Source organism: Legionella resiliens, from assembly GCF_021344005.1.
Taxonomy (GTDB): domain Bacteria; phylum Pseudomonadota; class Gammaproteobacteria; order Legionellales; family Legionellaceae; genus Legionella; species Legionella resiliens.
Map to the genome: position 1 here is coordinate 469,361 of NZ_JAJTND010000004.1, position 21,990 is coordinate 491,350.

Consider the following 21,990-nt stretch of genomic DNA (forward strand, 5'->3'; position numbering starts at 1 on the left):
GGTGTCCAGACCTACCAAACTGGTGATAGAGCCAAGCGCTTTGCATCATAACTTAACGCGAATAAGACATTTTGCTCCAGGCACGAAAATAATTGCTATGGTTAAGGCTAATGCCTATGGTTGTGGGGTACATATTGTAGCACCCATATTGGAAGGACACGTAGATGCTTTTGGTGTAGCTTGTATTGAGGAGGCCCTGGTTCTTCGTAAAATAGGAATACGGACTCATTGTATTCTTTTTCAAGGTATATTTAGCCCTGATGAATTTAAGGCGGTAGCACAGCATCAATTTGGATGCGTTGTTCATCAACCGCATCAGGTACAGTGGCTTTTAAATACTCCTCTAGATACGCCAATTAAACTCTGGGTTAAAGTAAATACTGGCATGCATCGTTTGGGTTTTAAAACTCATGAGCTGCAAGGAGTAATGGATGCATTGCACTCTTGTCCTTGGGTGGATAAAGAGATCGGCTTGATGACCCATTTAGCTTGTGCTGATGAGCCTGAACGCATAGAAAATCTTCAGCAAATTTCTTTGTTTGAACGTATTTCTGCCTCAGGGTATAGTCAACGCAGTATTGCCAATTCCGCTGCCATTATTTCTTTTCCGCAAACTCATATGGACGTTGTCAGACCTGGTATTATGCTTTATGGTGTATCACCTTTTGCCAATCAGACTGCAATTGATTTGGGTTTACTTCCTGTAATGCGTTTTGTTTCAGCAATTAGTGCCGTTCATCATAATCCTCCTTTGGCTCAAGTTGGGTATAGCGGTATTTGGAAAAGTGAAAAGCCCTCCATTATTGGTATTGTTGCTGCGGGATATGGTGATGGTTATCCACGACATATTGCGGCAAACACCCCAGTTTGGGTTCAAGGCAAAGAGGTTCCTATTGTTGGGAGAGTATCAATGGATATGCTTGCTGTAGACTTAACGGAGCATCCGGAAGTAAAACCTGGAGCGCCTGTGGAACTTTGGGGTACGCATATTTTAGTTGAGCGAATCGCACAAGCAGCAGGAACTACGGGTTATGAATTATTATGTCAGATTTCAGAGCGAGTGCGTCACGATTAAATGAATTGTTTTTGATTGCACTCCGTACGCATTGTACCAAGGCATAATGATGCGGAATTAGGATTGAGAAAGTTTATTTATTTATCATAAACCTGCGTTTCATTTCGCTGCATCCAGGCTAAAATATTTAGATTTTCTTTAACTATGGATAATAACTGAGCGTGATGTTAGAATTACAACCGATTTCTATAACCTTTTAATTGGGTGATATGTTATGAAAAAAATAGCTGTTGCATCATTGTCTTTATTATTGGTTGGTTGTGCATCAATGAATCATGAAGACGTAGGTACTATCTCAGGGGGAGTTATCGGCGGATTGATTGGAAGCCAATTTGGAGGTGGCCCAGCAGCGAAATTGGCTGCAACAGCAGGTGGTGCTATTGCTGGTGCTTATTTAGGTGGTCAAATTGGTAAATATATGGATAAAGTGGATAGAATGGAAATGCAACGTGCCTTAGAAACTGCACCTACTGGCAAATCAGTACATTGGTCAAATCCAGACACTGGAAATAGTTATACAGTACAACCTACTCGTACTTATTATCGTGAGCGTTTGCCTTGCCGTGAGTATCTAACTAAGGCAATCATTGATGGAAGACCACAAACATTACGTGGTAGTGCATGTCGTCAGCCAGATGGTACATGGCATGTGGTAAACTAACCACGTATACCTATGTAGGCTGGGCTAAACATAGCCCAGCCCAGATTCTTCGAGCTTCGTGCTGGGGTTCGCAAGCTCAGCACCAGCCTACAACAACTATTTTACTTTTTTAGTCTTTTTTACTTCCACAGCCTCTACTTCCCCATCTTTTTTCTTATCACAACAGACGCATTTGCAGCAACTAAATAAGTTGTATAACCAGCCTATCAGAAAACCTGTAATGAAGGCATCAATGAAACCTATAACACCTCCCAATAAACTTCCCATTATCGAAGGCTCATATCCAGGATATAAACTACCTACAGCAGTTACAAAGCCATGTCCATAGGTATAATAGTAAGCAATTAATCCTATTATTAAAATAGATATTCCCCAGAGAACCCCAAGTGCAAGGCCAAGAGCTACAGGGCTTAATTTGCAACCTTTCATGCTCGTCTCCTTTTTATAGTATCGTCCTATAAAAACCGCAGCCTGGGTGCAGCGAGCGAAACCCAGGAATTTATTTACTAAACCCGGGTTTCGCTTCGCTGCACCCAGGCTACAAAGCTACAAAATTGCAATAAATTCAACTGCCTTTATCAAAGTATAGACTACAACATTAATTAATTAATTAATAATTTTTCACAAATCGAAAAATATAAAATTTCTAATTGGTACAGATCGTTTAAGGAAACACATTCATTCACTTGATGAATTGTGGCATTCACAGGCCCAAGTTCTACTACTTCAACACCATAGGGTGCGATAAAGCGGCCATCAGATGTTCCGCCACTGGTAGAAAGTTCCGGTGAATTTCCAATAAGTTCGAGTATTGCTTCCTTACAGCGTTCCAGTAAGGTACCTTGGGATGTCAAAAAAGGCTCACCACTTAAACGCCATTCAATAATAGGATTCAGATCGTGCTCTTGAAAAGTAGTAATCACTTTTTCTTTTAATGAGTGGTGTGTGTGTTCTGTTGAGTATCTAAAATTTAGATGTAAAATCAATTCTCCCGGAATTATATTTGCAGCATGACCTCCTGATTGGAGGTGAGTAATTTGCATGGATGTTGGCGGAAAATAATTGTTACCCTGATCCCAGAGCGTTGCGGTCAGATTTGCTAGTGCGGGACTAATTTTATGGATTGGATTGTCCGCCAAATGGGGGTAGGCCACATGCCCTTGTTTTCCATGTAAGGTAATTTGGGCGCTCAATGATCCACGCCTGCCAATTTTGATCACATCACCAACACGATGAGTACTTGATGGCTCCCCGACAATGCAATAATCAATGTGAATGCCTTGATTCTCCAGGAGTTGCATGACATAGGGTGTGCCCATATCATAATCATTACCTTCCTCACCACTGGTAATAAGAAAACCTAATCTTCCCTGAAATTTGGGATAAGTGTTTATAAATCGTTTTGCCATAAGCAGCATGCATGCAAGGCTACCTTTCATGTCAGCAACACCACGCCCAAAGAGCATTCCATTTTTATTTTCCACTGTAAAAGGATCAGATAACCATTTTGTTACGTCACCCACAGGAACTACATCGGTATGACCAGCGAATACGAGAAAAGGGCCCGATTCTCCATAAGAAGCAAAGAAGTTGGAAACAGGCCCTTTATTCATACGTTGGCAAGTAAATCCTGCTTGTTCCAAAAAATGGATCATAAACTCCTGGCAGCCTGCATCTTCAGGTGTAATAGAGGGAAAATGAACAAGTTTTGTTAATATTTCTTGTAAGTCTGCCTCCAAATTTGGTGATACTCTATTTTTCTGCCCAGCCATGCTAACTCGCTCTTAATAGTTCATTAATGCTTACTTTTGCTCTTGTTTTGTCATCTACCTGCTTCACAATGACTGCACAATACAAACTGTAGCTTTTGTCTTCACTGGGCAGGCTACCAGCGACTACCACTGATCCTGCCGGGATACGACCGTAAGTAATTTCTCCCGTGAGCCGATTATATATTTTAGTACTTTGTCCCAAGTATACCCCCATAGACAATACGGAATTTCGTTCTACGATCACCCCTTCGACGACTTCGGAGCGGGCTCCGATAAAACAATTGTCTTCGATAATGGTGGGGTTGGCTTGTAAGGGCTCCAAAACACCACCTATACCTACTCCGCCTGAAAGATGCACGTTTTTACCGATTTGGGCGCAAGAACCCACAGTTGCCCAGGTATCAACCATGACGCCCTCATCAATATATGCGCCCACATTGACATAAGATGGCATTAAAACACAGTTCTTTGCAATATACGCCCCTTTGCGAACCATGGCATGGGGTACCACGCGCACCCCTGTTTGTTTGAATTGTTCTTCGGTATAGTTATTGTATTTGAGAGGTACTTTGTCATAAAACTGACAGAAACCGGAATCAATCACTTGATTGGGATAAAGCCTAAAAGATAAAAGAACTGCTTTTTTTATCCATTGATTAACTACCCATTCATTATTTATTTTTTCTGCTACCCGGTACTGGCCGTTGTCCAGACAAGAAAGTACTTCATTCACCGCCGCAGTAAGTTCGGGAGATGCATTATCAATTGATAATGTTTGGCGTTGCTCAAAAGCTTGTTCAATTAGAGTTTGTAAGGTTTGCATCTATTTTTCCTGTATCTTTTGTAGCCTGGGTGCAGCGCAGTGAAACCCTGGAATTCTTAATCAGTTGAGCCCGGGTTTCGCTGCGCTGCACCCAGGATCCCAATTGCATCCTGGCTTTAATATGCAAGCGCATATTCCAAATCAGCTTGTAAATCCTTCACATGCTCTATACCTACTGAGAGTCGAATAAATCCATCTTCTATACCCAAAGCCTTTCGTTTTTCTGGAGGTATAGACGCATGGGTCATAATCGCTGGATGCTCTATCAAGCTTTCCACACCACCTAAACTTTCGGCGAGAGTAAACAATTCACAACGTGCAAGAAAACGCTTGGCTCCATCGATACCACCATCAATTACCATGGAAATCATGCCGCCAAACCCGTGCATTTGTTCTTTAGCTAATCCATGCTGGGGGTGGTTTGTAAGGCCTGGATAAATAACTTTTTTTACTCTGGATTGCGTGCTCAACCAATTTGCTAAATGATGCGCATTCTCGCAATGTCTTTCCATTCGTAAGGAAAGTGTTTTCAGACTTCTTAAAACAAGAAAACTATCAAATGGACCTGCAATTCCGCCGCAGGAGTTATGCAGGAAAGCAATTTTATCCGCTAAATTAGGATTATCACCAACCACTACGACCCCACTGACTACGTCTGAATGACCATTAAGGTATTTAGTTGCTGAATGCAGTGCTATATCAAACCCTAATTCTATAGGTTTCTGAATCCAGGGGGTCGCAAAAGTGTTGTCTGCAACTGCTATGAGATTATGACGTTTGGCTATCACTGCTATTTCACGTAAATTAGCCAGTTTTAGCATGGGATTCGAAGGCGTTTCTACCCAGATCATACGAGTTTTTGGGGTAATTGCGGCCTCTATATTGCGAGTATCCGACATGTCTACAAAAGAAAAGGATAATCCAGATGTACGAGTTTTCACCTTATCAAATAAACGAAATGTGCCTCCATAAAGATCATCCATGGCAACGACATGATCTCCGGCATCTAATAAATCAATAATTGTGTTGATTGCAGCCATTCCAGAAGCAAAAGCAAAACCACGTTCACCTGACTCCAAACTGGCAATACACCCTTCATAGGCTCCACGCGTAGGGTTATGTGTCCTGGAGTACTCATAGCCAAGATGTTCACCTGGAGCAATTTGTTTGTAAGTAGATGTTGCATATATGGGGGTCATAACCGCACCAGTACTTGGACAGGGTTCCTGGCCAGCATGAATGGCTCGAGTTTCAAAGTGATGCTTTTTCATTGGACTATCCTTAAGGGCTGTGAATTTCTTATGTCGATTACTTTCTTCCATTTATTATAAAGTGATCTGTTCAGAGTGGTTTATGTAGGATATTCTAGTGGGGGTTGTATGTATAGGCAAGTTCTACTTTTGCGGGTATAGAAAGGGTATAGCGAAGTGTTCATGTACAGGCAATTAATGTGTCAGGGGTCGTTTTGACAATGAAATTTGATCTTCAAGCTTTATTTTCAGCAAAATACGCACAATGGATTATTATTGCCTTAATTTCACTATTTTCCATACTGATTATCGCTGAGTACGCTTCTTTAATCTTTTCCCCTATAACTCGTCAAGCGGTACCTGAAACCACAAAAGAGATACCGGTGATAGCAAAACAGAATTCCTTTGATGCGATTTTACATTCTTCCTTATTCGGTGTGTATGTTTCAAATAATTTATCCAGTATTAAAAAATCCATGTTGAATGTTACTTTAGTAGGGATCTTATTTGCTAATAAGATAGAAGACTCCCAAGTAATCATTCGTTCTGCGAATGGGGAGGAAAGCACTTATAAATTAGGTGATACGATACCTGGGGGGGCTGTGATCAAACGTATTATGGCTGCTGGGATTTTAGTTGAACGTAATGGTAATTTAGAGAGTTTAAGTTTACCCAAAAATGAATTAATCTTTGAACCAGTAGCAAAGCCTTTGGAAGGGGAATAAAAATTTATGAGACGTTTATTTAATCGATTAATCGTTGTAATTTTTATTTCTGCTCTAGCTGGATGTGCTGTTACTAGCGCGATGAATTTGCGTGAAGGGATTGATAGTTTCAGGGTTGAAGATTACCGTAGGGCTTTTATTCGCTTAAAACCATTAGCTCAGAAAGGGCAGCCTGATGCGCAATACGCTGTAGGTTATATGTATTATTACGGCAAAGGAGTAGTAGAAGATCGGAAAAAAGCGTGGTTTTGGATCAACGCCGCTGCTAATTTAGGCCAACCCGATGCAAAAGTAGCGATTCAAATATTAGCTAGTGGTGGTTCATTAAGTTAAATGAATTTGTAGCCTGGATGGAGCATAGCGAAACCCAGATTAGTGTGGTGTCTTTTAGCAGTTTGAGATAGGGTTAATGCCACATGACTTCCAGTTTAAAAGCTATCTCACGGAACACTCATTTTTTACATCAATGTTGTAATGAAATGTTAATATTTTGCTGGTGGGCTGAGCTAAGCCTAAAGAATTTATTTGTTCTTTTGCAAACCACTGCCCCTGTTTCTCAGACAATGTATTACCTAATGCTTTAGTTTTTATGCTGAGTGCATTAATTTGCAAATGAAAATGACTAAAGCGATGTTTAAATGTCATGAGTTGTCGAGGCGGCTCTCCTGATAAATCATAGTTCAGACGTATAAAGTCAAGTGGACAATCTTCTTCGTCCACACTGGGTAAACACCATAAACCACCCCATAACCCTACAGGAGGCCTTTTTTCTAAATAGATGGAGTCTTGTTCATTGTATAAAACCAGGAACTGTTGGTTTTGAACGGGGATGGTTTTTTTTACTTTTTTCGTGGGATACAGATGTTGTTCTTCATATTTCAGTGCCAGACAATTATTCTGTAAGGGGCAATTAGGACAATTTGGATTTTTAGGGGTACAACACATGGCACCTAAATCCATAATGGCTTGGGTGTAATCAGCGCAGTTTTCCTGTGGCATGCATGAATTTGCCAGTTCCCACAATGTTTTTTTTACTTGCGCTTGTTCGGGATACCCCTTAATCATGAAAAAACGGGTTAAAACACGTTTTACATTTCCATCAAGAATAGCGACAGGTTGATTAAAAGCTTGGGATACAATGGCTGCTGCAGTAGATGGGCCAATTCCTGGCAACTCTTTTAATAATTGATAATCATCAGGTAAAACACCACCATGGGATTGCATCACTATTTTTGCTGTTTGATGAAGATTCCTGGCGCGGCTGTAATAACCAAGCCCTGACCACAAAGAAAGTACTTCATCATCATGTGCTTTCGCCAAAGCATTTATATTAGGAAATCGTTGCATAAAACGTTCAAAATAAGGGATAACGGTTTGTACTTGAGTCTGCTGAAGCATAATTTCAGAAATCCATACTCTGTAAGGTGTTCGAGGAAGTTGCCAGGGAAGATTATTCCGTCCATAAAGGGCATACCACTGCAGTAAGGGTTGACTCATTTTTTTGTATAAATTTTGTTTATCCACGCGCGTAATTCTTGATGGTTTATTGTTGGCGTACTGTAAAAAAAGTAATGGCGCAGGTCAATGAGTAGCGTTCATTAATATCCATTTAAATGATCCGCACTCGTGGTCTGACCTCAGTATTGTATTCAGAATCTTTAGTTTTGTGCAGAGAGTTGAGGAGAATGTCCAGTTTCTTGTTTCTTGGCTGGTTGATAAAAGAAAGAACTTGGGTCAGTAGTGTAAAACTCATTATTAAATTGTACTCTTTCCTCGTCATTCACAAAAATACCAGGACCCAATGCTCTCATAATTGATAATACGGTGTTATTTTCAATCAAATGAGATTTTGTGGGTTCCCCATTATCTAGATTCGTTTGAATTGATAAAACCGGCCTCAGAATTTCAATACACTGTGCAACGTCCTTTTGAGTTTTTAAATCCCTAATACTATGAATAATATTAGAAGGATAAGCATAAATATTTGTATCAGCATAGACTTCACGAATTTGTTGAAACGTTTCCTTATGCGCCCAGCTTTGCTTTAGAATGATTGCATCATTGATCATCTCTTTAACACGTGTAAGCCCATATTTCTTCATTAGATTCATAAGTAAATCATGCAATTGTTGAAATGATTCATCATCATAAATATCCATAGAAAATTGATTTATATTTTTTTTCTTTAAAAAGTCAATAAAGCCATCGACAAATGATGTTGGATTAGTTTCGCTATCTGAAGCAAAATAGGTTTTAATTAAAGTCCAACAGTCTGCAACTTGTGGACTTAGGTCGACGATAATTACTTGCGGTACACTATTTACTTTTTCTCCTAAATCACAGGCCAAAGCAATAGCGCCAAAAATAGAAGTTCCTACAAAAACAAAAGGCTTGTCTGTTTTATACGGTTCCAGATCTTTTTCTTTAATGGGATCATTTCCTAACCAAAATGCAAAGCATTCATTTAATTCCTGAGTCGGTAGTTGTTTGACTTTTGATAAAAGTTGAACTCGTTTTTTCTGATTTTCTTCAATTTGATCAGTTGTTTGTAATTTGCTCTGCATGTTTGTGAACCCCAATAATCCAACAAGTGGGGATATTATATGTCAGTCGGCGCATAAATTAAACACAGCGATCTAAATTAAATCTAATTAAATACTTGAGTATCTTTTTTCGTGGAAAAATAATTGCGAAGATGGTGTGTGTTGTTACATGGAAAGTTAATTCAATGATGAGACAAAGATTTTCATGCGGTGTTGCCATGAAATAAAAAATGGATGGTAAAGATAGCCCATGAACTTTATGTATATTATGAAAAAATTAAAGTTGACTCGCTAAGTGCCGATATATGGTCTATCGTTTTAAATAGGGGTCCTTTCTGTACTCAGGATGAGTAAAATCAGCTGAATCATTTGCTAAATATTGTAGCGAATTCACTTAATGCATTGACGATGTGAGTTTTTTTAAGATTTTTTTAATCTAAAAATGGGGCGGTTTTCATATAGTAGAAACGTAACAGCCCTCCAGAATTAAATGCCACAAAGAAAAATAGATCTTAAAAAAGCTTGCAGGTTCAATGCATATGAGTGCGTGCTGTAATTTGTTGGTGAGTGATTTAGGTCAAATCAAGGAGAGATCGATGCACTACGGCCAACATGAAATCGTGGTATTAAAACCTACAGCTGTCTTTTTATCATTTCTTGCTTCGCAATTGCCTGAAACCAAGTTACCGGATCTTAGATTATTGCAAATTGATAACACTGCATATCTGTTGCACAAACAAAACTCTGATGATGCAACTCTGGATGAAATAGAAAAGCATTTTTCAATAATGTTTCGTCATGAAATTTGTCGTTGGCTAGGCGATAAAGCACGCAATGAAATAGAAACCAAATTTCTTGATTTTCTTTGTTGTTTTAAATTTGAATTGCACAACCATATTGTGTTGATGGATCCTTCAATAGAAACAAGCCATCAATTATTGTTCATTAAACCGCGTGTGGCTTTACTTAGCTGGATTAAAAAAACCATGGAAGACCAAGATAATTTGGTTGGTGTTATTGAAAAAGTAGAGTTATCGCATCTGGAGGAAAATGCTACTGCTTTGGTGAAAAATTTTTCTAATTTAACCGACATAAAACCTTTTATCAAAGAAAACTATATTTCCATTTTTGCAGCAGCGATGAGTCGCATGTCAAGTCAGCCCGATCAATGGCCAAAGATGGATTCACTCCAAACTTTTAGCCAGTATTTTTCTATTGAAATTCATACTCAATTGATTCATTTGTCTAATTAAAGGAGTTGACTATGGAGCCAGTCAGTATAGCGCTTATTTGTACTGCAGCATTGGGAACTGTTGTTATTTTGGCTGCGTTTATAAGACAAATCCTGTTAAGCCGAGACAAGCAGTTAAATGATAAGGCACAAAGTAAGGCATTGACCCAAGAAGTAAAGGAACTGGAGCAAATCCGCGCACAAATGCAAAATGAGAAGCGATTTGATTCGCATTACCAAGTGCTAGGAGCGAATAAAGATGCAATTAGATATATAGATACTAAAATAGAAGAGATTTTACACAAAAAAACAGAGTTGGTTGAGCGTTATGCCCAAGTCATTGTTAAAGAGTCAGGCTCGATAGTCAGCGGGGCAGTTTCATCCGAGCGTAAAGCCGTCTGTGATCGATTAAGAGAAGAAATAGATCGTGAAATAGCATTCTATGATAGTGAACTCAAGGAATTACAGGAAAGAAGAGGTTCTCTATGGGATGCGCATACTGACTTTCAAAGATATCTTTTAAACCAGGAAAAGTCACGAAATGCCAGTTTGGATAGTGTATACAAACAGCATTCAGCACTTTTAGAAAAAGTATATTTACGTCATATCGATGATACTGAAATTGTGGCCGTCAAAAGCATGGAAGCATCAACCATAACTTTTAAAGACATGCTCATGATGCCAATACAATTTTTGATGCAATATTTTGGAGTATCAGTAACTCCCGGAATTTCGCTGATTCAAACGCGAGTAGAAAATGTGGCGCGAGCAAACGTAGATAAAGTTCAACATGAAATAAATGATCCAGTACCTGAGAAACAAGAAGATGTAGCGCATAAAGAGGCTAAGCCGTCAAATAAAGTACACAAAGAGGACCAGCATGATGATGTTCATCAAGAGGAAAAAGACAAAGATCATGAGAAAACTAATTCAATGACATTTGCTTGAAAATTATTCTTTTGACTCATTTGATGACATTTTTGTGGTTATATATTACAATTCGCTTGCATTTGGGAGGAATGCACGATTATGGTCCTAACTTGTGGAGATATATTGATGGAAAGACAACGGTTTTTATGGTTTATTACTTTTATGCTATGTTCAATTCTGGCTTTACCAGGACATAGTACAAGTGTAAATTCACTACTTCCTGATGAACAAAATACGGTACAAGTTTTTCATGAGGCTTCCCCAAAAGTAGTTTATGTTCACAGATTAACAACAGTAACCAATAGAGGTTCGCTACAGAAAAGACAAGTTCCTGATGGGGCCGGCTCTGGAATTGTTTGGAGTAACAATGGGTATATAGTTACCAATTTTCACGTGATTAAGGGTGCAGATAAGTTGGCAATTACTTTAGGTAAATTGACTGTACCCGCTAAAGTAGTTGGAGCAGAACCACGTAAAGATATTGCTGTATTAAAGATTGAATCACCGCAAGCTTTGGCTCTGTTAAAAGAGTTTAAACCGTTTGAAATTGTACATCTTAATGATCTCATGGTAGGACAAAAGGCAATTGCGATTGGTAACCCTTTTGGTCTTGATCATAGTTTATCTAAGGGGGTGATTTCTGCTTTGGGTAGAAAAGTTCCTGGCATCGGCGGAGTTACAATTCGTAATATGATTCAAACAGATACGCCAATTAATCCGGGCAATTCAGGTGGTCCATTATTGAATAGTGCTGGACAGTTAATTGGTATGAACACGATGATTTATTCACAATCAGGTTCGTCTGCCGGAATTGGTTTCGCTGTTCCTGCAGATGATATTGATCGTATCGTGACGCAAATTATTAAAAATGGGCGAGTCGTATTGTCTGGGATTGGGATTCAAAGTGTTCCACCGAGTATTGCTCAGCGATTAGGTATACGCAAAGGAATATTAATTGCAGATGTTATACGCAATACCCCTGCAGACAAAGCTCATTTGCGGGGTACTCACCGAGATGCTTGGGGGCATATCGAGTTAGGTGATATTATTGTTGCTTTGAATGGACATGCGGTTCCTAATTATGATGTTTTATACAATATGCTAACTGATATAAAAGTTGGGGAGCAAATAACGGTATCCATTCAGCGAAATAACAAGCAGATGGATGTAAAAATGAAAACGATTGATATCGCTGGGGTTTAGAGATTTACTGTGAAATTCCTCTGCTGATGTACTTACAGCCTGGTTTGTGATTCATCTCACTCAGGCTGTAATTTTTTCTTAGGGTCTGTTTGCATTGCTACTATCTTAGCCAAACTGCTGTGATTTTTCTGCGCTGCTGCGCTCGGGTACACGAAAATTATGCATTTGGGCTCAAGGAAGCGAAATGGGACAGACCCTATGCTTTAAATTCAAGATGTTCAAATTATTCACCAAGGAGAATAAGGATGTTACTTAATAAAGAGGATTCACTCTTATTATTAATTGATGTACAAGAGAAATTAACACCAGCCGTATTAGATAGTGAAGCGTTTATTGCACGTTGTGAATGGCTTTTAAAATTAGCTCGGCGAATGAATGTTCCCATTCTAGTGAGTGAACAATATCCCCAAGGTCTTGGTGCAACTTTGAACCAATTTCAATCCTATTTTAATCAACAAAATGGTGTTGTTGATAAAGTAAACTTTTCTTGTATGGGTGAGCCTAAATATGTGGAGCGCTTAAAACAATTTCATAAAAAACAATTAATTCTTATCGGCATTGAAACTCATGTTTGTGTCTTACAAACTGCGCTGGAAATGAAAGATGCTGGATATGATGTTTTTGTTGTTGCCGATGCAGTAAGTTGTCGTGGTGAACAAAATATGAAATATGGATTGAAACGAATGAAACAAGCAGGGATTCATTTGGTTACCACAGAAATGGTGTTTTTCGAATGGTTAAGAAAGGCAGGGACTTCTGAATTCAAGCAATTGAGCAAGGAGTTTTTTTAGGGTCTGCTTACATTTCTACTATCTTGGCCAAACTGCCCTGATTATCTGCGTTCCGATGCTCACATACTTCATGTATGCTGCGCTTCGGTACTTAAAAATCAGCGCATTTTGGCTCAAGCCAGCGAAATGTAAACAACCCAAGGCTTCAAATCTATAATTTTAGGGAGAATCATAGTGAATTTTACGAATCAAATCGCCTTGATTACAGGCGGTGCCTCTGGTATGGGAAAAGCAAGTGCTCAATACTTACAGAAGCGTGGAATGCGGGTTGTGGTATGGGATAAGCATACAGAGGACCAAAGCGACGCTGATTTATTTATCAGTTGTGATGTAACCAGTGATGAATCGGTCGAAAAGGCAATGCAACAAACAATAGAGCAATTAGGAGCACCGAGAGTTTGTGTCAACTGTGCAGGCATTGCTCCAGCTAAGCGTATTGTTGGGAAAGATGGTGCTATGCCTTTGGCTGCCTTTAAACAAGTGATTGATGTAAATCTTATTGGTACTTTCAATGTGATGAGAGTTGCAGCGCATGCAATGAGTACTTTGGAATTAGTACATAGTTCCCAGGAGCGCGGTGTGATTATTAACACAGCCTCTATTGCAGCATTTGAGGGACAAATTGGTCAAGCCGCATATAGTGCTTCCAAGGGTGGTGTTGTGGCCATGACCTTACCCGCTGCGCGAGAGCTCGCTCAGTTTGCCATTCGCGTCAATACCATTGCACCTGGATTAATAGCGACACCAATGCTGTTGAACATGCCACAAGAAGTACAAGATAATCTGGTGGGAACCATGATTTTTCCCAAGCGTTTTGGTAAGCCCGATGAATTTGCTTCGTTAGTGGCGCATATTATTGAAAATGGAATGATAAATGGTGAAGTGATTCGTTTGGATGGTGCTCTTCGCATGAGGTAACCATTCATTTTTAAATGGGGTTTCAACGAGTAGTTGTCGTTCGACTTGAGGTATCGTCACTATTTCATTTTAAATATCTCTACGTACCGCGCTTTATGCGCAGTATCCAGAACGATCTTTAAGATGCCGCTGAGGCATTTCTATAGCAAGATCCCTGGATACCGCGCATAAAGCGCGGTACGTAGGCGAAAAAATTAGTGGAGGTTTCTCATCAAAAAACTGACGATCCCTTAGGGGGTGAGTTTTTGAAGATTTTAAGTTTCTTGATGATGTGTATTCTCTTTTGCTGATTGAATCGTTCCATTGGAAGTATAAACACTGATTGCATTCGCTTGATTTCCTGACAGTGTATTGACAATTTCTTGACGAACATAAAGGTTGTTGGCTATTATTTGTCCATTTACTGCATTTAATTCACGGCAGCGTGTTAATAGTTCAGCAAGCTTAGTATTTAATTGATTGATTTGATTTGTTTCCTCAACGGTACACTCTTTAAGAAACTCAGTTAAAACTAAGTTCATATCTTGATTAGGATTCGTATAGTTAATAAGTTGTAAGCGTTGTTTGGCACTTTCCTCTAACTTATTTGATAATTCCTGTTTTTTATTGGCAAATTCTTCAAGTCTATTAAATTCCCGAGATGTTAGTATTTCCTTCTCCTCGGCCAGCAAAGAATTGAGTGATTCTATCCAATTAATTTCTTGATCCAGGTGGCTACTCAATGTTTTTATCTTATGATCCATATAATAATTGCCCTTAGAATTTATGCAGGTTCTACATTTAACATTTTCATGGCAATTTTGTCACTATCAATCTGATAGTTTCCGAGCGCTATTTCAGATTTAAAATATAAAACTCGAGCCTCATTGATTTCAGAAACTTCCTTAAGGGAGTTTTTTATAGCTTCTAATTGTTTTGACGTATCACTAATGTTGACATGTGATGCGGGATCGTCAATCAAACTTTGGATTTTTTCTTGATGTTTCATTTTTAAACGATTTTCTGTTTCTAGAGTTTTTACAGGAACTGCATCACTGATTTGATTAAACATAATTTATCCTCAATCACGTTCGACTTCTAAATGTATCGGCTATTTTGTAAAAATCTTTAGTAAATTTTAATTATAAAGGGCACGTTTGCGTTACTAATATCTCGGCGAAACTCTCCTGATTTTTGTGCTCAGCTGCTTCATACACGCATGTGTGCTACAACGATCAGAATCAGCCCATTTTACTCAAGCTACCAAAATGCAAATGGTCCCTAGTTATTAAATAATAACATTTACTTTCTTTGAGTCAGTAATCTGAGCTTCAATAATTTTTTTAGAAGAAAGATTGCGTACTTTAATGGTTTCACCCAGCGAGCCTTCTTCCAAAGCAATACCATCCATACTTACAGTTAAATTGCTATCACTAGCAACAATAGAAACATGTTCTCCTTTATTAATCAATTTCGCTGCTTCTATATTATATGGGCTAAGCGGGTTATTGGGGCCAATATTTTGTTTGCATATTTGTCCTATTAATAAATCCTGGTTAGTAAAATAGCCATGATTTAATCTTTGTACATCCATTTCTGCTTGATAAATATCATCTTTAGCCAGTCGGGTTCCTTTAATAAGAGCACGTTTTGCTACGTAGATCGTTTTTAATACTGTTATTTTAACAGGAACGTATAAAGACCAATGATTGTCATTTTCTTGGCATTTTATTCCCATAGTACGGGTATTTAAAATAGGAGATTGGTAGGGATTAAAAACTACTAATTGCTCATCAGCACACGCTTTGAGATTTAAACGGGAATCAATTTTATCCGCTGTAACGCGAATTATTCCTTCTTTATAGGAAGAAAGCTCATTACGTATGTATTGTTCTATTTTGTTCGTTAGTATTTCAGGAGACTGCATTGCTTCAGCATGTAATCCTGTACTTGCAAAAAATAGTAAAACACTTAGTATGCACTTTTTCACAAATAATTCCTTTTTAAATGACTTCTTCCAACTGCAAATATTATGCCAATTTTCAGGAGAGTATTCCATGATGATTCATTTCATTGTATATGCCGTGATTTTATTGATATTCCAATCACCGGTTCATGCAGAAAGCCATCACCCCCAAGAGTTCTTGAAAGCAATTAGTGGTACCAAAGATGAAGGCGAACAAATTTACAATCATTTTTGCGTCAATTGTCATGCGAGCAAACCATTAATTCCTATAGGAGCTCCTAGAATTGGTGAGAAAGCAGATTGGAAAATACGTTTAAAACAGGGAATGGACGCGCTCTTTAAACATACTGATGAGGGGTTAAACGCGATGCCGCCTCGGGGAGGATGTTTTGAATGTACTGATGCACAGTTAATGAATGCTATCCAATTTATGCTCCCAAAACAACCAAAAAAGTAATCATTAAATAAGCGCTGAGTAAATAAAAAATACACAATGTAAAAAAAATTTATAAAAAAACCTAAACCTATTTTTAAATCTCCCGATAAATATAAAAAAAAGAGGGAGAAATAAAGTGAAAAAATATCTAGTGTTAGTTCCAGTGTGTGCTTTAGCAACATCCTGTGCTTCCATGGATAGATCAGTCCCTATCGTTGATGATGCAGGACACACGCATTATACGATGAGTATGAAGTCTGACCACAAGGGTTCTAATTACTTTCCTGCGAAAAGACCAGCAACAGGGAAAAAAGTGATTGTATTCGATCCTAGAGCAACGGCGTGGGCGGCTTACGATAAAGAAGGTAATAGGGTAAATACCGGTAGTGCTTCGGGGGGTAAAGATTTTTGCGAAGATGCAGGTAAACCCTGTCGTACGGTAACTGGAACATTCCGCATCTATTCTAAAAAAGGTGAAGAATGTACTTCCAGTATTTATCCATTAGAAACAAACGGCGGTGCAAAAATGCCCTATTGTATGCATTTCCATGGAGGTTATTCTATTCATGCAGCGTACGAAGTACCTAACTACAATGCAAGCCATGGTTGTATCCGTGTTTTACCCAGTGCAGCAAAATGGTTAAACCAGGATTTTGCTGATATTGGTACTACAGTTATTGTTAAACCTTACTAGTCAATTTGACATTAGATAGTAATTTTTGATGCAAAATTGACCTTAATAAAGGTGATAATCTCCACTACTGCCCTGCATTTGCAGGGTTTTTTTTATAAAGATACTCTGACGATGCCAATTTTTAATAATAAAAATAAAATCCTAACTGAAAATCAATTATATCGTAATTTAATGGGGCCATAATATTTGAGCTATATTTAATAGAAACAGTCATATAAAGTAAAATCAAAATGAGCACAGAAAAATTACCAGATGATTTGATAGAAAGGATTCTTAGAGGGCAAAATCTTGCAGAGGAAATGTCAAAGAAAGTGCAGATTACGCCCGAGGCCCCGGAACAAAAAAAATTTATACTTAGATTACTTATAGAGAAGATTCCATTGCTTTCTGGTTTATTACAAAGTTTAGGAAGTTCCGGGACTGCAACTACAGCTCTAATCAAAAGTCTGGGTGATACGTCTCAAGCTTTGCAGGGAGCGAGTGCTGGCTTCCACTATGCCGGCCTAGGAGTTGCAGCTGTTAATTTTGTTCGTATTCCTTTGATTTATTTCTTTGCACTTATTGCTAGAGAGCGCCCGCCTTTTACGCTATCTAATAATGCGCGTTGGGCTTATTCCGCTTTATTATTGGGTTTGACCTTAACTGCTATTTTGGTTCCTGCAGCAGCCCCTCCTATTGCCTTGGCTATGGCCAGTTTAACTTTGATACTTAGTTTGGTTTCTATAGGGCATATGATTTATAAACGTTACACCATTCAAAAATCGTTACGAGAAACTACAGAAAAAATAAAGACCAAGGAGGACTATTTAGAGGATATGCGGAAAAATGCTCAAGTGTTGATCTTGAAATTAAAAAAGCTGGATAAAAATGCTCAGGATTATGAGGAAAGGGCCAAGGCTATTTGTAAAGAGATTGAAGACTTAAATGCTAAGCATCAGGTTGCAAAAGACGAACTACAGGAGCTTTACAATAAAAAGCTGGAGGATGAGCAAACACTTAAAGGTCTGGGAACTGCTGCATTTATGGATAGAGGTGTCACTGCAGCCCTTACTTCCGTGGCTATTATTGGTTTAGCACTGAGTCTATTTTTCCCTCCTGTTGGTCTTGGTATTGTTGCTGGCAGTGCAGGGTTAGGTGCTCTTTATGTAGTGGGGCGGGTTGCTGTTTCCCTGCTTGCTCCAATAGTTAGTTCCCAAATAAAAAAACTAGGGCTGTGGAATTCCAAAACAAATGAAAATGAGGAATCCCCGGAGCCTTCTCTTAACCCAGACGATTCATTAGAAAATCAATCCTCATTATCATTAACAGATGAATACAAAGGTCCTATGAATAATGAAACTTCTCCATCAGCTGAAGCAAAAAATGAGGATTCTACTTTAAAAGCAACGAGGAAACTATTTGGAATACACGCAAGCAAGAGGTTGCAAGAATTAAAAGACGATGCCCTTGAGATGGAAAAACTAGATACTCGATTATCAGCAATCGTTGAAACTCAGAATCATCGAGAAACTTTAAAATTTTTTCAAAATTTAGCAGTAATTGCCCAAATGGAGGAATGTCCTCATGGTGATTTAAGATGTTTATTCGACAAATTTTCTAGCATGGATAAAGTACTCCCCTTACTTGAAGAAGCGCTTGATGAAGTAAAAGAGGGTACGCTGATCATATCAAAAGAAGAAAAAGCTGCCTTATATGCTTCTGAACCTTTAATAGCTATTTTAAAACAAAGTAAAAGACTGACCGATTTAAGCTTTTTAGTTTCACCAAAACAAGACAATGCATCGCCGGAAGAAGACAAACAATTTAATATGGAACAGCAACAATAGCCACTCACGTAGAAAACTTACCCATCTAAATTCTATTGTAGAACTAAATCAAAACACTTTCTTTTTTTACTAAAATTTTTAATTTGCGAATTTCATTTTTTCTAGCGAACAACTTGCTAATATGAACATCGCAATTTACTATCATGTTTTTTAAACTGGATGCTTGGCATTATGATTCTTTGTATTGATGTTGGAAATTCTCATATCTATGGTGGAGTTTTTGATGGAGAAGAGATCAAGCTTCGTTTTCGTCATACATCTAAAATAAGTACATCTGATGAATTGGGCATCTTTTTGAAAAGTGTTTTGCGAGAAAATAATTGTTCTCCTGAAGCAATTAAACAAATTGGTATTTGTTCTGTTGTCCCTCAAATTGATTATTCATTGCGTGCAGCCTGTGTTAAATATTTTTCTTTAGAGCCTTTTTTGTTACAGGCGGGAGTTAAAACGGGTCTAAATATCAAATATCGTAATCCCATAGAAGTGGGTGCTGACAGAATTGCAAATGCAATTGCAGCAACACATATCTATCCAAACCAAAACGTAATTATTATTGATTTTGGCACTGCAACTACTTTTTGTGTCATTAGCGCACAGAAAGTATATATGGGAGGCGCTATTTTGCCAGGAGTTAGACTTTCAGTCGATGCTTTATCCAAAAATACAGCGAAGTTACCCGCTGTAGAAATCATAAAAATTGAAAATTCAGTCGGACGCTCGACCATAGAGAGCATTCAATCGGGTGTTTATTACGGTGCTATTGGTGCTTGCCGCGAATTGATTCAACGCTTGAATCAGGAGGCTTTTGAGGCGGAGAAAGCATTGGTTTTGGCAACAGGTGGATTTGCTTCCTTATTTGAAAAACAGGAATTATATGATCGCCTCGTTCCTGATTTGGTTTTGCAAGGGATAAGATTGGCTGCTTTAATGAATAATTAATTTTAAATAGATTATCAGCAGAAAGAAAACTCATCTTTGTTGTTTCTTTTTTATTCTTTTCTTGGGTAAGTTACAGATAATTTCAAAAAAATTAAATTACAAAACATAAGAAATGTACTTTATACGCAGACGCCTCGTACTTGGCTCATTCCAGCGAGTTTCGAAAAGCCTTTCAAAATATGTTCATTATTTTTAAATAAAGATCTGTTTTTAATCATTTTTCCCATGCGCCTTAAATAAATTATCTAAAAAGTGGGTTTTTATCTTGACGCATGGAGAAATGTGTTTCTATAGTGTATAAAAGTGGGGTAAAATAATAAAAAAGTGGAGAATTGTGGAAGATAAAAACTTCCGCATAAAAGAAAACCATGTTTCGTGGAATAAATGCCATTACCATTGATACTAAAGGGCGCTTAGCTATCCCTACGCGTTATCGAGCCGCGCTGGGAGCTGAAGAAAAAACTCCTTTGGTAGTGACTATTGATACTGAGGAAACATGTTTGCTTCTCTATACCGCAGCTCAGTGGCAGATCATTGAAGATAATTTGCAAAAATTACCTAGCTTTAATGCTGCGGCACGCAGAATACAGCGTTTACTAATTGGTCATGCGACCGATGTTGAAGTGGATGCAAATGGCCGGGTGTTATTACCCACAGTTTTAAGAAATTATGCGCAATTGGAAAAAGATGTAGTGATGATAGGTCAAGGTAATAAATTTGAAGTATGGAGTAAGGATCTTTGGGAAACCCGACGTGAGCAATGGTTGGCTGAGGAAAGTTCCGGAACTGGTGGGTTACCCGATGAAATGAAAACGTTTTCTTTGTAATGGAAACAAAAATGGCAACGCATCAATCAGTATTACTTCATGAATCAATAGAAGGTCTAGCCATTAAAAGCGGTGGGATCTATTTTGATGGCACTTTTGGTCGTGGAGGCCATAGCAGAGAAATTTTGCGACATTTAAATGATCAAGGTCGTTTATATGCCATAGATAAAGATGTGGAAGCGATTGCCTACGCCAGAGATCATTTTAGTCAAGATAAGCGTTTTCATATATTTCAAGGTTCATTTGCACGAATTCAGGAGTTTGCTACTGAAGTGGGTGTCTTGGGAAAAGTAGATGGTATTTTGTTGGATTTGGGCGTGTCTTCACCACAATTGGATAATCCAGAAAGAGGTTTTAGTTTTATGCAGCAAGGACCTTTGGATATGCGTATGGATTTATCTCAACCCATAAGTGCTGCACGGTTTGTTAATGAAGCCGAAGCAGAAGAAATGGCTTCTGTTTTCAAGCTGTATGGGGAAGAACGTTTTGCAGGACGTATTGCAAAGGCAATTGTTGCTGCCAGAAACATTGCGCCTATTTCTACAACGTTGCAATTGGCAGAAATTGTGAAGGAAGCAAATCCCAAATGGGAAAAACACAAACATCCAGCAACACGCGTGTTTCAAGCAATACGCATTTATATAAATCAAGAATTAAACGATTTAAAGAGTTGTCTGGAGCAATGCGTTAATGTTCTGGCTCCCAAAGGAAGATTGGCGGTGATTAGTTTTCATTCCCTTGAGGATCGCATCGTCAAACAATTTATGCGCGATAAAGAACAGGGAGCCAAACCCCCTCCTGAGGTGCCCATTCGTTACGAAGCCCTAAAGACAAATTTTAAAAGAATAGGTAAGGCGATTATGCCACAAGAAATAGAAGTAAAAGAGAACGTCAGATCTCGAAGTGCTGTACTTAGAATAGGGGAGAAATTAGCATGAACGCTGCAGCGAGAGTAATCAATCAAGGTACTTTATTTAATGGTCAACTGGCAGATATGCATATGTCAAAATCATTATACATGCTGATTATATTATTAGTTGCTGTATTAGTGAGTGCTTTGGCGGTTGTATACAGTACCAACTCATATCGGGTGACTTTAAATAAGGTGGAACAACAAGAACAGTTAACACACTATTTACAGCTGCAATGGGGGCAGTTACTTCTAGAACAAGCAAGCCTGGCTAGACCGGCGCGCGTAGAAGAGCTGGCCACTGAAAAATTACAGATGCTTTTGCCAACATCTAAAAATACTTATTGGTTACAAGCACAGCAGTAGAAGTTTTTGTTTTAAACGAGTACCATTGCCATTTAGTTTTAGTAACGTAGCCTAGGTGGAGACAAGGCTATAACCTGGGAGTTCTTGTGCAATATAACCTGGGTTATGGTACTTGCCTCCACCCT

At 38.5% G+C, this 21,990-nt stretch carries 25 protein-coding genes; 16 read left to right on the plus strand and 9 right to left on the minus strand.

Features of this window, described 5'->3' with window-relative positions; genetic code table 11:
- Position 1: 1 nt before the first annotated feature.
- The gene (alr, locus tag LXO92_RS07505; protein WP_182352046.1) at positions 2-1,075 is read left to right on the plus strand and encodes an alanine racemase; all 1,074 of its coding nucleotides are present in this window, start codon (positions 2-4) and stop codon (positions 1,073-1,075) included.
- A gap of 214 nt (positions 1,076-1,289) precedes the next feature.
- On the plus strand, positions 1,290-1,736 hold the full coding sequence (locus LXO92_RS07510; protein WP_182352047.1) for an RT0821/Lpp0805 family surface protein: 447 nt from the start codon (positions 1,290-1,292) through the stop codon (positions 1,734-1,736).
- A 96-nt stretch (positions 1,737-1,832) separates the two neighbouring features.
- On the opposite strand, the gene LXO92_RS07515 is transcribed toward LXO92_RS07510, so the two are convergent.
- The 4 genes from LXO92_RS07515 to LXO92_RS07530 all read right to left on the minus strand — a co-directional run bounded on the left by LXO92_RS07515 (position 1,833) and on the right by LXO92_RS07530 (position 5,602).
- The gene (locus LXO92_RS07515) at positions 1,833-2,165 is read right to left on the minus strand and encodes a bacteriophage holin (RefSeq protein WP_182352048.1); all 333 of its coding nucleotides are present in this window, start codon (positions 2,163-2,165) and stop codon (positions 1,833-1,835) included.
- A 173-nt stretch (positions 2,166-2,338) separates the two neighbouring features.
- Positions 2,339-3,508: a succinyl-diaminopimelate desuccinylase gene (gene dapE, locus LXO92_RS07520; protein WP_182352049.1), complete on the minus strand. Its 1,170-nt coding sequence runs from the start codon at positions 3,506-3,508 to the stop codon at positions 2,339-2,341.
- A gap of 1 nt (position 3,509) precedes the next feature.
- Entirely contained in the window at positions 3,510-4,331 is an 822-nt protein-coding gene (gene dapD / locus LXO92_RS07525) for a 2,3,4,5-tetrahydropyridine-2,6-dicarboxylate N-succinyltransferase (RefSeq protein ID WP_182352050.1), read from the minus strand.
- 116 nt (positions 4,332-4,447) lie between these two features.
- Positions 4,448-5,602, minus strand: a complete 1,155-nt coding sequence (locus tag LXO92_RS07530) for a trans-sulfuration enzyme family protein (RefSeq protein WP_232890716.1) — start codon at positions 5,600-5,602, stop codon at positions 4,448-4,450.
- Between the two features lie 200 nt (positions 5,603-5,802).
- Here LXO92_RS07530 and LXO92_RS07535 point away from each other — a divergent pair, with 200 nt between their 5' ends.
- Together LXO92_RS07535 and LXO92_RS07540 are read left to right on the plus strand one after the other, a co-directional pair.
- Positions 5,803-6,306 carry a type II secretion system protein N gene (locus tag LXO92_RS07535; RefSeq protein ID WP_182352052.1) on the plus strand — a complete coding sequence of 168 codons (504 nt, stop codon included), beginning with the start codon at positions 5,803-5,805 and terminating at the stop codon, positions 6,304-6,306.
- A 6-nt stretch (positions 6,307-6,312) separates the two neighbouring features.
- On the plus strand, positions 6,313-6,639 hold the full coding sequence (locus LXO92_RS07540; RefSeq protein ID WP_182352053.1) for a tetratricopeptide repeat protein: 327 nt from the start codon (positions 6,313-6,315) through the stop codon (positions 6,637-6,639).
- 102 nt (positions 6,640-6,741) lie between these two features.
- Here LXO92_RS07540 and mutY read toward each other — a convergent pair whose 3' ends face one another.
- Together mutY and LXO92_RS07550 are read right to left on the minus strand one after the other, a co-directional pair.
- Positions 6,742-7,830, minus strand: a complete 1,089-nt coding sequence (mutY, locus tag LXO92_RS07545; protein WP_232890717.1) for an A/G-specific adenine glycosylase — start codon at positions 7,828-7,830, stop codon at positions 6,742-6,744.
- Positions 7,831-7,964: 134 nt separating this feature from the next.
- Positions 7,965-8,870 (minus strand): hypothetical protein, encoded by a 906-nt coding sequence (locus LXO92_RS07550; RefSeq protein WP_182352054.1) that lies wholly within the window; start codon positions 8,868-8,870, stop codon positions 7,965-7,967.
- A gap of 575 nt (positions 8,871-9,445) precedes the next feature.
- Between LXO92_RS07550 and LXO92_RS07555 the strand changes: the two genes are divergently transcribed.
- The 5 genes from LXO92_RS07555 to LXO92_RS07575 all read left to right on the plus strand — a co-directional run bounded on the left by LXO92_RS07555 (position 9,446) and on the right by LXO92_RS07575 (position 13,922).
- A complete protein-coding gene (locus LXO92_RS07555) occupies positions 9,446-10,102 on the plus strand; it encodes a hypothetical protein (protein ID WP_182352055.1) in 657 nt (218 codons plus the stop codon).
- A gap of 11 nt (positions 10,103-10,113) precedes the next feature.
- Positions 10,114-11,028, plus strand: coding sequence for a hypothetical protein (locus LXO92_RS07560; protein ID WP_182352056.1), 915 nt, complete (start codon positions 10,114-10,116; stop codon positions 11,026-11,028).
- Between the two features lie 108 nt (positions 11,029-11,136).
- A complete protein-coding gene (locus LXO92_RS07565; protein ID WP_232890718.1) occupies positions 11,137-12,213 on the plus strand; it encodes a S1C family serine protease in 1,077 nt (358 codons plus the stop codon).
- 245 nt (positions 12,214-12,458) lie between these two features.
- Positions 12,459-13,004, plus strand: a complete 546-nt coding sequence (locus tag LXO92_RS07570) for a hydrolase (protein WP_182352058.1) — start codon at positions 12,459-12,461, stop codon at positions 13,002-13,004.
- A 174-nt stretch (positions 13,005-13,178) separates the two neighbouring features.
- A complete protein-coding gene (locus tag LXO92_RS07575) occupies positions 13,179-13,922 on the plus strand; it encodes an SDR family NAD(P)-dependent oxidoreductase (RefSeq protein WP_232890719.1) in 744 nt (247 codons plus the stop codon).
- A gap of 254 nt (positions 13,923-14,176) precedes the next feature.
- Here the strand turns inward: LXO92_RS07575 and LXO92_RS07580 are convergent, their stop codons facing one another.
- The 3 genes from LXO92_RS07580 to flgA form a co-directional block, all read right to left on the minus strand.
- Positions 14,177-14,665, minus strand: coding sequence for a flagella synthesis protein FlgN (locus tag LXO92_RS07580; RefSeq protein WP_182352060.1), 489 nt, complete (start codon positions 14,663-14,665; stop codon positions 14,177-14,179).
- Positions 14,666-14,685: 20 nt separating this feature from the next.
- The gene (flgM, locus tag LXO92_RS07585) at positions 14,686-14,973 is read right to left on the minus strand and encodes a flagellar biosynthesis anti-sigma factor FlgM (protein ID WP_182352061.1); all 288 of its coding nucleotides are present in this window, start codon (positions 14,971-14,973) and stop codon (positions 14,686-14,688) included.
- A gap of 216 nt (positions 14,974-15,189) precedes the next feature.
- On the minus strand, positions 15,190-15,891 hold the full coding sequence (gene flgA, locus LXO92_RS07590) for a flagellar basal body P-ring formation chaperone FlgA (RefSeq protein WP_182352062.1): 702 nt from the start codon (positions 15,889-15,891) through the stop codon (positions 15,190-15,192).
- Between the two features lie 67 nt (positions 15,892-15,958).
- On the opposite strand from flgA, the gene LXO92_RS07595 reads away from it, so the two are divergent.
- The 7 genes from LXO92_RS07595 (at position 15,959) to ftsL (ending at position 21,865) form a co-directional block, all read left to right on the plus strand.
- Positions 15,959-16,324, plus strand: coding sequence for a c-type cytochrome (locus LXO92_RS07595; RefSeq protein WP_182352063.1), 366 nt, complete (start codon positions 15,959-15,961; stop codon positions 16,322-16,324).
- Positions 16,325-16,439: 115 nt separating this feature from the next.
- The gene (locus LXO92_RS07600; RefSeq protein WP_182352064.1) at positions 16,440-16,997 is read left to right on the plus strand and encodes a L,D-transpeptidase; all 558 of its coding nucleotides are present in this window, start codon (positions 16,440-16,442) and stop codon (positions 16,995-16,997) included.
- A 230-nt stretch (positions 16,998-17,227) separates the two neighbouring features.
- Positions 17,228-18,823 carry a hypothetical protein gene (locus tag LXO92_RS07605; RefSeq protein ID WP_182352065.1) on the plus strand — a complete coding sequence of 532 codons (1,596 nt, stop codon included), beginning with the start codon at positions 17,228-17,230 and terminating at the stop codon, positions 18,821-18,823.
- Positions 18,824-18,994: 171 nt separating this feature from the next.
- Positions 18,995-19,762, plus strand: a complete 768-nt coding sequence (locus LXO92_RS07610; protein ID WP_182352066.1) for a type III pantothenate kinase — start codon at positions 18,995-18,997, stop codon at positions 19,760-19,762.
- A gap of 368 nt (positions 19,763-20,130) precedes the next feature.
- Positions 20,131-20,589, plus strand: coding sequence for a division/cell wall cluster transcriptional repressor MraZ (gene mraZ / locus LXO92_RS07615; RefSeq protein ID WP_058388522.1), 459 nt, complete (start codon positions 20,131-20,133; stop codon positions 20,587-20,589).
- An 11-nt stretch (positions 20,590-20,600) separates the two neighbouring features.
- Positions 20,601-21,527: a 16S rRNA (cytosine(1402)-N(4))-methyltransferase RsmH gene (rsmH, locus tag LXO92_RS07620; RefSeq protein WP_232890720.1), complete on the plus strand. Its 927-nt coding sequence runs from the start codon at positions 20,601-20,603 to the stop codon at positions 21,525-21,527.
- The gene (gene ftsL / locus LXO92_RS07625; RefSeq protein WP_182352068.1) at positions 21,524-21,865 is read left to right on the plus strand and encodes a cell division protein FtsL; all 342 of its coding nucleotides are present in this window, start codon (positions 21,524-21,526) and stop codon (positions 21,863-21,865) included. The genes rsmH and ftsL overlap by 4 nt, the downstream gene beginning before the upstream one ends.
- The last annotated feature ends 125 nt before the right edge of the window (positions 21,866-21,990 follow it).

Excerpts from the sequence above, each read along its gene's own strand:
- LXO92_RS07570 (WP_182352058.1), top strand. The coding sequence starts at position 12,459 with ATGTTACTTAATAAAGAGGATTCACTCTTATTATTAATTGATGTACAA.
- LXO92_RS07515 (WP_182352048.1), bottom strand. The coding sequence starts at position 2,165 with ATGAAAGGTTGCAAATTAAGCCCTGTAGCTCTTGGCCTTGCACTTGGG.
- flgM (WP_182352061.1), bottom strand. The coding sequence starts at position 14,973 with ATGTTTAATCAAATCAGTGATGCAGTTCCTGTAAAAACTCTAGAAACA.
- mraZ (WP_058388522.1), top strand. The coding sequence starts at position 20,131 with ATGTTTCGTGGAATAAATGCCATTACCATTGATACTAAAGGGCGCTTA.
- LXO92_RS07540 (WP_182352053.1), top strand. The coding sequence starts at position 6,313 with ATGAGACGTTTATTTAATCGATTAATCGTTGTAATTTTTATTTCTGCT.
- LXO92_RS07560 (WP_182352056.1), top strand. The coding sequence starts at position 10,114 with ATGGAGCCAGTCAGTATAGCGCTTATTTGTACTGCAGCATTGGGAACT.
- LXO92_RS07565 (WP_232890718.1), top strand. The coding sequence starts at position 11,137 with ATGGAAAGACAACGGTTTTTATGGTTTATTACTTTTATGCTATGTTCA.
- LXO92_RS07595 (WP_182352063.1), top strand. The coding sequence starts at position 15,959 with ATGATGATTCATTTCATTGTATATGCCGTGATTTTATTGATATTCCAA.
- ftsL (WP_182352068.1), top strand. The coding sequence starts at position 21,524 with ATGAACGCTGCAGCGAGAGTAATCAATCAAGGTACTTTATTTAATGGT.
- LXO92_RS07535 (WP_182352052.1), top strand. The coding sequence starts at position 5,803 with ATGAAATTTGATCTTCAAGCTTTATTTTCAGCAAAATACGCACAATGG.
- LXO92_RS07610 (WP_182352066.1), top strand. The coding sequence starts at position 18,995 with ATGATTCTTTGTATTGATGTTGGAAATTCTCATATCTATGGTGGAGTT.
- rsmH (WP_232890720.1), top strand. The coding sequence starts at position 20,601 with ATGGCAACGCATCAATCAGTATTACTTCATGAATCAATAGAAGGTCTA.
- LXO92_RS07510 (WP_182352047.1), top strand. The coding sequence starts at position 1,290 with ATGAAAAAAATAGCTGTTGCATCATTGTCTTTATTATTGGTTGGTTGT.
- LXO92_RS07605 (WP_182352065.1), top strand. The coding sequence starts at position 17,228 with ATGAGCACAGAAAAATTACCAGATGATTTGATAGAAAGGATTCTTAGA.
- LXO92_RS07555 (WP_182352055.1), top strand. The coding sequence starts at position 9,446 with ATGCACTACGGCCAACATGAAATCGTGGTATTAAAACCTACAGCTGTC.
- dapD (WP_182352050.1), bottom strand. The coding sequence starts at position 4,331 with ATGCAAACCTTACAAACTCTAATTGAACAAGCTTTTGAGCAACGCCAA.
- LXO92_RS07530 (WP_232890716.1), bottom strand. The coding sequence starts at position 5,602 with ATGAAAAAGCATCACTTTGAAACTCGAGCCATTCATGCTGGCCAGGAA.
- LXO92_RS07580 (WP_182352060.1), bottom strand. The coding sequence starts at position 14,665 with ATGGATCATAAGATAAAAACATTGAGTAGCCACCTGGATCAAGAAATT.
- LXO92_RS07550 (WP_182352054.1), bottom strand. The coding sequence starts at position 8,870 with ATGCAGAGCAAATTACAAACAACTGATCAAATTGAAGAAAATCAGAAA.
- dapE (WP_182352049.1), bottom strand. The coding sequence starts at position 3,508 with ATGGCTGGGCAGAAAAATAGAGTATCACCAAATTTGGAGGCAGACTTA.